Raw genomic sequence first — 6,380 nt, forward strand, 5'->3', positions numbered from 1 at the left:
TTTATTATCATACATAAACACCTCATTGCTTTGAGTGATTACAAACCGGTAGTTTCTATTATTGTCATAATCAAAAACCACCAGTGGCTGTGTAATAGCATCTTTGAAATTCAAGGGAAAAGGACTGACTTCCTTTCCGTTTCTGTCGAGAATGTAAAAAGTGTTTTTAGTACTGAAAGCTAGTTGGGATTTTCCGTTTCTAAGTAGATCAACTTGCTGCACATCTCCCAATATTTCACTGTCAAGTTGTTTTGACCAAAGCACTTTTCCGGAAGAAGAAATGAGATGTAATTTATTGGTCACATCCTGCACCACGATATCTTTACCTTTGGAAATATGATTGTTAAAAAACTGAGGTCTGCTCAATAGTTCATTTTCAAGGTTGATGGCAAACAATTGGGTAACTCCAGTACCGCGACTTTGATTATGGGTTTCTTTGATGATTCCGTTAAAATGTGCAAAATGACTGTCATACACAAACTGAAAAGCGGCCATCCTGTGACTTCCAAATTTCAATTGTTTAATTTTTTCATTAGATAAATCAGAGGTCCATTCAGCAAAGGTGTTTTTGAAATTGGGAAACAAAGCAACCAGCAATACTGAGCTCTCGCTGCTCATTTGTTGCATATGCTCTTTGTAATAAGGAAGGTTGCCCACTGTGGTTTCATTAAGAAATTCTGTAATAATATTTTCTAAAGTAGATTGTTGATCAGCAAAAATAAAATAGTCATCCAATTGTGCTGCTACAACTGGAGTGGCATTTAATAGTGGTGAAAAATAGTTCTGAAATAGTGTAGAATCATTTAGTTTGTAAATAGGTATATTTCTAAATACATCAGTTTCCTCCAAAAGTGGATTTAAATAGTCGGTGGTAATAGTCCCATTGATTGCATGCAGTGCAATAACCTTTTTATTTTCAATGGAAATGACTCCTATTTCGTTTAATGAACTAAATAGTGCTTTATGATTGGCAATAGTGTCAGAAGAATTTTTAAAACTCGCCAGATTTTCTTTAAGCACTTCAAAGTCATCATATGTATAAGAAATAAACCCCGATGCTGATGACGGAGTTACCATTGCTAGCTGGTTTTGTTGTGGATGGGTTCCCTTAAAAACCTCTAGTAACTGAGGAAGTGTATCTTGAGCTATTGCAATACCGTTTAACTTTAGTTGTCCCGGCTGAATTTCTGCATCAAAAGCAATCCACTCTGAAAAACGCGGTAATTGATCAATTTCCGGCACACTGTTTTTTAGTGATTTTTGAACCAAATCACCATTGATTATAACAGAAAAATCACTTGTCCCAAGAGTACTGTAAACAGTTTCAAAATCTGTATTCAAGGAGCTTTGGGATTGTTGCTTTTTTATAATACGTTCTAGTATTTTTTGTGAACTTCCTGCAATAAATACACTATCAAGGGTGGTTGTAAACACTACATTTGAATCAAGTGTCACTCGTTGAAGCGAGATTCCTTCATAAGTCAAGGTTTCCACAATTTTATTTTGTGCCGAGTCTAAAATGAAAAGCTTGGGATGTGCTCTGGTAATAAGTGTATGGTGATGTGTGCTGTCATTTTCAGTGTTTATGCTGATCAGGACTTCAGAAACCGGATTCAGGTATTTTGAATACAACAGGTTTTTTTCAAAAAAGTCATACAAATGCAAAGAGGATAATTTTGATAAGAATCCGTTGTTTTTGATGTCTGAAGATAAGGTTGAAAAATTTGAGCTTTTTATAATTAAAGTAGCTTCCTGTGGAAGATAATCTGTTATTACACCTTTTTTAGATTTATCAGAAGTACAGCTGATTATTGAAATTAAAATTATGAATACCAGGGTTTTTTTCATCTATGCAAAAGGTTTAATGCAAATATATGGATATGCCTTGAGAGATAAATTTAAAATGATAAACATATTATCTAATTGAAATTTAATTTGAGTTGCTCAGGAAGCAACTTAAAGCTCTTTCTGTGATATTTGGTGATTCCATACTTTTTAATCGCTTCGCGGTGTTCTTTTGTGGGATAGCCTTTATTTTTTTTCCAGTTATACTCAGGAAACTCTTCATGAATTTTTTCCATAAATTGATCGCGGTAAGTTTTTGCAAGTACTGAAGCTGCTGCTATATGTAGAAACTTTGCATCTCCTTTTATTATACACTGATGGGGTATATTATAAAATGGATTGAATTTATTTCCGTCTACTGCTATAAACTCAGGAATTGGATTTAATTGTCCTATTGCCCGTTGCATTGCAGTAATGGAAGCTTGTAAAATATTGATTTGGTCAATTTCATCCATCATAACATGTGAAACCTGAAAAGCAATTGCTTTTGCTTCAATAAGCTCTTTTAGCTGATTGCGTTTTGGCAAGCTTAATTGTTTGCTGTCATTCAGTATTTCATTTGAAAAATTATCAGGTAAAATTACAGCAGCAGCTGTTACCGGACCTGCAAGACAACCCCTTCCGGCTTCATCGGTTCCACACTCTAATTTTTCTAGGTGAAGTTTTAATTGTAACATTTAAAAATTAAAAGTACGGTTTTGCGTTAAAATAAATAACTTTGCGAACTGAAACTTTATCATTTATTTTTCTAATGAAAAAAACACTTGTGCTTTTACTACTTACCTTAAGTACAACAGTGCTTTTTTCGCAAGATAGGGATCAACCTTTCATCCAACAGCAAACAGATCCCACAAATATGGGTAATGACGGGCGGCCAAATATGGGGGATACCAACGTTAATTTTGAAGGAGAAAAACCACATATTTCTGAATACAAAATTATATCCTTTGAGCGAGACACCAGCTTTGTAGACACCACTTTAAGCATAAAAAAGGATTATAAATATAACTACCTTAGACGCGATTCTTACCACCTAATGCCATTTGCAAATGTGGGGCAAACATACAATACTCTGGCACACAGTTTTGATGACTTGCGTCTGAAACCTCGCCTAGGGGCAAGAGCAAGACACTTTAATTATATGGAAATCGAAGATATTAATTATTTTCATGTTCCAACCCCTCTTTCAGAGTTGTATTTTAAAACAGCATTTGAACAAGGCCAACAACTTGACGCCTTTTTTACCATTAATACTTCAGAACAATTTAACTTTTCAGTTGCTTACAAAGGGCTGCGCTCATTGGGCAATTATCAAAACACGCTCACAAGTACAGGGAATTTTCGTTTTACAACCAACTACAAAACGCATAATAACCGCTATAATTTGCGGGCTCATATAGTTTTTCAGGACTTATTAAACAATGAAAATGGAGGAGTAAAAACAGATTTTATTCCCTTTTTTATAAATGACGAAGCTGATTTTAGAGACCGTGGTCGGCTTGAAGTAAATTTTGAAGATGCCAATAACATGTTGAAGGGAAAACGCTTTCATCTTGAACACGATTATGCGCTAATTGATTACAGAGATTCAACTGCTTATAGCATTCTTAAATTGGGAAATATTCTAAGCTTCGAAGATAAGTTTTATGAATATTCTCAGGAAAACCCGTTTGAAGAATTTGGACCTGCCTATGCTTCACAAAACCTTAAAGATCGCGTTACACTTGAAGAGTTTTATGCTCAAGCGTATGCAGGATTAAACAACAACTTAGTAGGAAAATTAAATGTTTTTATAGGATACACTGACTTCAATTACGGTTATGACAGGGTTTTGTTTTTGAATGAGGAAACCATTACAAATCGAATTTTAGGAACAATCATTGAAACCGGAGCTTCATACCAAAAAAAGTACCGTGGATTTGAGCTTTTTGGAAAAGCAGCGATCAACATCGCAGGTGAATATGATGGGAATTATTTATTAGGACAAGCATCCTATGAACTCAATGAACACAATAAGGCCAAAGCAAGTATTCATGTAAGCTCAGTCGCACCAGACTATAACTTTCAACTCTATCAAAGTGATTATGTAAACTACAACTGGCAAACCAACTTTAAAAACATTAAAAGACAACACCTCCAGTTTGATTTGGAGTCCAAAAAACTGTTTAATGCAGCTGTGAGTTATACAGGAATTGATGATTATGCTTATTTTTCACAAACAACAACAGACACGACCACAACACCATTTCAACTTGATGAAAGGGTAAATTATCTTAAGGTTGAAGCTTCTCGGCAATTTGACTTTGGAAACTTTTCTTTAAATACTCAACTTACCTATCAAAAAATTGTTGATGGAAAAGAGGTATTTAAAGCACCTGAAATATTAGGCAGGGCAAGTGTTTATTACTCAAACAGGTTTTTTAAGAATGCATTATTTTTACAAACCGGTTTTACCGGAAAGTACTTTACATCCTACGAAATGAATGCTTATGACCCGGTATTAGCCGAGTTCTATGTTCAAAATGAACAAGAGTTTGGCGACTTTCCTTTGATTGATTTCTTTGTAAATGCCAAAATAAGCCAGACGCGAATTTATATCAAATGGGAACATTTTAATTCATTATTTGCCTCCGAAAACAACTATTTCTCAGCTCCGGGACATCCCTACCGAGACTGGAAAATTAGATTTGGTTTGGTATGGAATTTCTTTATGTAATGGTCTAACTACAAATTAAAAAGCACCAAACTCCAAGTAAACAACTTGTAATTTAGTGCTTTTATGAATTAATTTTTATATTTTAATCTTTAAGCAACCCTCTCGAAATCACAATTTTCTGTATCTCACTAGTGCCTTCATAAATCTGCGTGATTTTGGCATCGCGCATTAGTCTTTCTACATGGTATTCTTTTACATAACCGTTGCCGCCGTGCACTTGTACAGCTTCTACAGCCACTTTCATAGCTACTTCAGAAGCTTTTAGTTTGGCCATAGCACCACTCATGTCATAGTTAAGACCTTGATCTTTTTCCCAGGCAGCTTTCATCACCAAATGTCTTGCACATTCAATTTCAACAAGCATGTCTGCAAGTTTGAAAGCGATAGCTTGGTGGTTGCAGATTTCAGTACCAAATGCTTTTCTTATTTTTGAATAGTCGCGTGCTAATTCATAGGCACCACTGGCTATTCCTAATGCTTGTGCAGCAATTCCAATTCGTCCGCCTGAAAGGGTTTTCATAGCAAACTTAAACCCAAAACCGTCTTCTCCAATGCGGTTTTCCTTTGGAATTTTTACATCGTTAAAGTTTAGGGTGTGGGTATCACTACCACGGATACCCAGCTTGTCTTCTTTTGGGCCCACTTCAAAACCGGGCATGCCTTTTTCAACTATAAATGCATTGATGCCACGGTGTTTTTTTTCTTTATCGGTTTGGGCAATGACAAGGTAAATATCCGCATTGCCACCATTGGTAATCCAGTTTTTGGTTCCGTTAAGGATATAGTGATCGCCCTTGTCTATAGCAGTTGTTTTTTGTGAAGTGGCATCACTACCAGCCTCGGGTTCAGAAAGACAAAACGCACCCAGTTTTTGACCTGAAGCCAACGGTACTAAATATTTTTGTTTTTGTTCTTCGGTTCCGTAAGCATATAATCCATAACACACCAGCGAATTATTAACAGACATCACCACAGAAGCCGATGCGTCAATTTTGGAAATCTCTTCCATTGCTAAGACATACGCTGTAGTGTCCATACCACTTCCGCCATATTCTGGCGGAACCATCATACCCATAAAGCCCAGTTCGCCCATCTTTTTGATTTGTTCGTACGGAAACTCTTGTTTATTGTCACGTTCAATAACTCCAGGAAGAAGTTCGTTTTTAGCAAAATCACGTGCCGCATCGCGTATCATGATATGTTCTTCAGTTAAATTGAAATCCATAGTGTGGTGTTTAAAAGTGTGTTTGTAAAAGGAGCACAAAGATACCTTTTTAGCACCATTTTTTCAATTATTACCGTTAATTTTACCAAATGACAGTAAAAAAATACAACGTTATAGGGGTTATGAGCGGCACTTCGCTTGATGGCGTTGATTTGGCTTTTGTCACTTTTATGAAAGGTACTATTTGGAACTATAAAATCCATAAAGCTGTTACCATGCCATATTCTGATGTGTGGAAAAAAAGGCTTCAATCTGGAATCCAATTGAGTGAAACTGAATTGCAAATTCTCAATAAAGAGTACACAAAGTATCTAGGAGGAATTATAATAAGCTTTATGGATACTATAGTAGAGATACACTCCCAACTAAACTTGGGAGCGGGAATTGGGATTGATGCAGTCTGCTCTCACGGTCATACCATTTTACATCAACCTGAAAAGGATGTAACGCTTCAAATTGGTAACTTGCCTGAACTTGCCCAACATATTAAACAAACTGTTGTTTGTGACTTTAGGGTGCAGGATGTGGCAATGGGGGGGCAGGGGGCACCACTGGTCCCAATTGGTGATCAGTTGCTTTTTAGAAAATATGATT

The 6,380-nt window shown here is 36.0% G+C and carries 5 protein-coding genes; 2 read left to right on the forward strand and 3 right to left on the reverse strand.

Features of this window, described 5'->3' with window-relative positions; genetic code table 11:
• A partial coding sequence (locus tag AACY61_RS06965; RefSeq protein ID WP_339610855.1) for a hypothetical protein occupies positions 1–1,848 on the reverse strand: 1,848 nt, incomplete at its 3' end.
• A 71-nt stretch (positions 1,849–1,919) separates the two neighbouring features.
• Positions 1,920–2,522 (reverse strand): ribonuclease HII, encoded by a 603-nt coding sequence (locus AACY61_RS06970; RefSeq protein WP_339610856.1) that lies wholly within the window; start codon positions 2,520–2,522, stop codon positions 1,920–1,922.
• Between the two features lie 74 nt (positions 2,523–2,596).
• On the opposite strand from AACY61_RS06970, the gene AACY61_RS06975 reads away from it, so the two are divergent.
• Positions 2,597–4,561 carry a putative porin gene (locus AACY61_RS06975; RefSeq protein ID WP_339610857.1) on the forward strand — a complete coding sequence of 655 codons (1,965 nt, stop codon included), beginning with the start codon at positions 2,597–2,599 and terminating at the stop codon, positions 4,559–4,561.
• Between the two features lie 82 nt (positions 4,562–4,643).
• Here the strand turns inward: AACY61_RS06975 and AACY61_RS06980 are convergent, their stop codons facing one another.
• A complete protein-coding gene (locus AACY61_RS06980) occupies positions 4,644–5,786 on the reverse strand; it encodes an acyl-CoA dehydrogenase (protein WP_339610858.1) in 1,143 nt (380 codons plus the stop codon).
• An 89-nt stretch (positions 5,787–5,875) separates the two neighbouring features.
• On the opposite strand from AACY61_RS06980, the gene AACY61_RS06985 reads away from it, so the two are divergent.
• Positions 5,876–6,380, forward strand: a 505-nt coding sequence (locus AACY61_RS06985) for an anhydro-N-acetylmuramic acid kinase (protein WP_339610859.1), incomplete at its 3' end; no start/stop codon positions are given.

The organism is uncultured Planktosalinus sp. (genome assembly GCF_963973675.1).
In the GTDB taxonomy this organism is placed as follows: Bacteria; Bacteroidota; Bacteroidia; order Flavobacteriales; family Flavobacteriaceae; genus Planktosalinus.

Bases quoted from the DNA above. Each gene is read 5' to 3' on its own strand.
- AACY61_RS06975 (WP_339610857.1), top strand. From the start codon at position 2,597: ATGAAAAAAACACTTGTGCTTTTACTACTTACCTTAAGTACAACAGTG.
- AACY61_RS06980 (WP_339610858.1), bottom strand. From the start codon at position 5,786: ATGGATTTCAATTTAACTGAAGAACATATCATGATACGCGATGCGGCA.
- AACY61_RS06970 (WP_339610856.1), bottom strand. From the start codon at position 2,522: ATGTTACAATTAAAACTTCACCTAGAAAAATTAGAGTGTGGAACCGAT.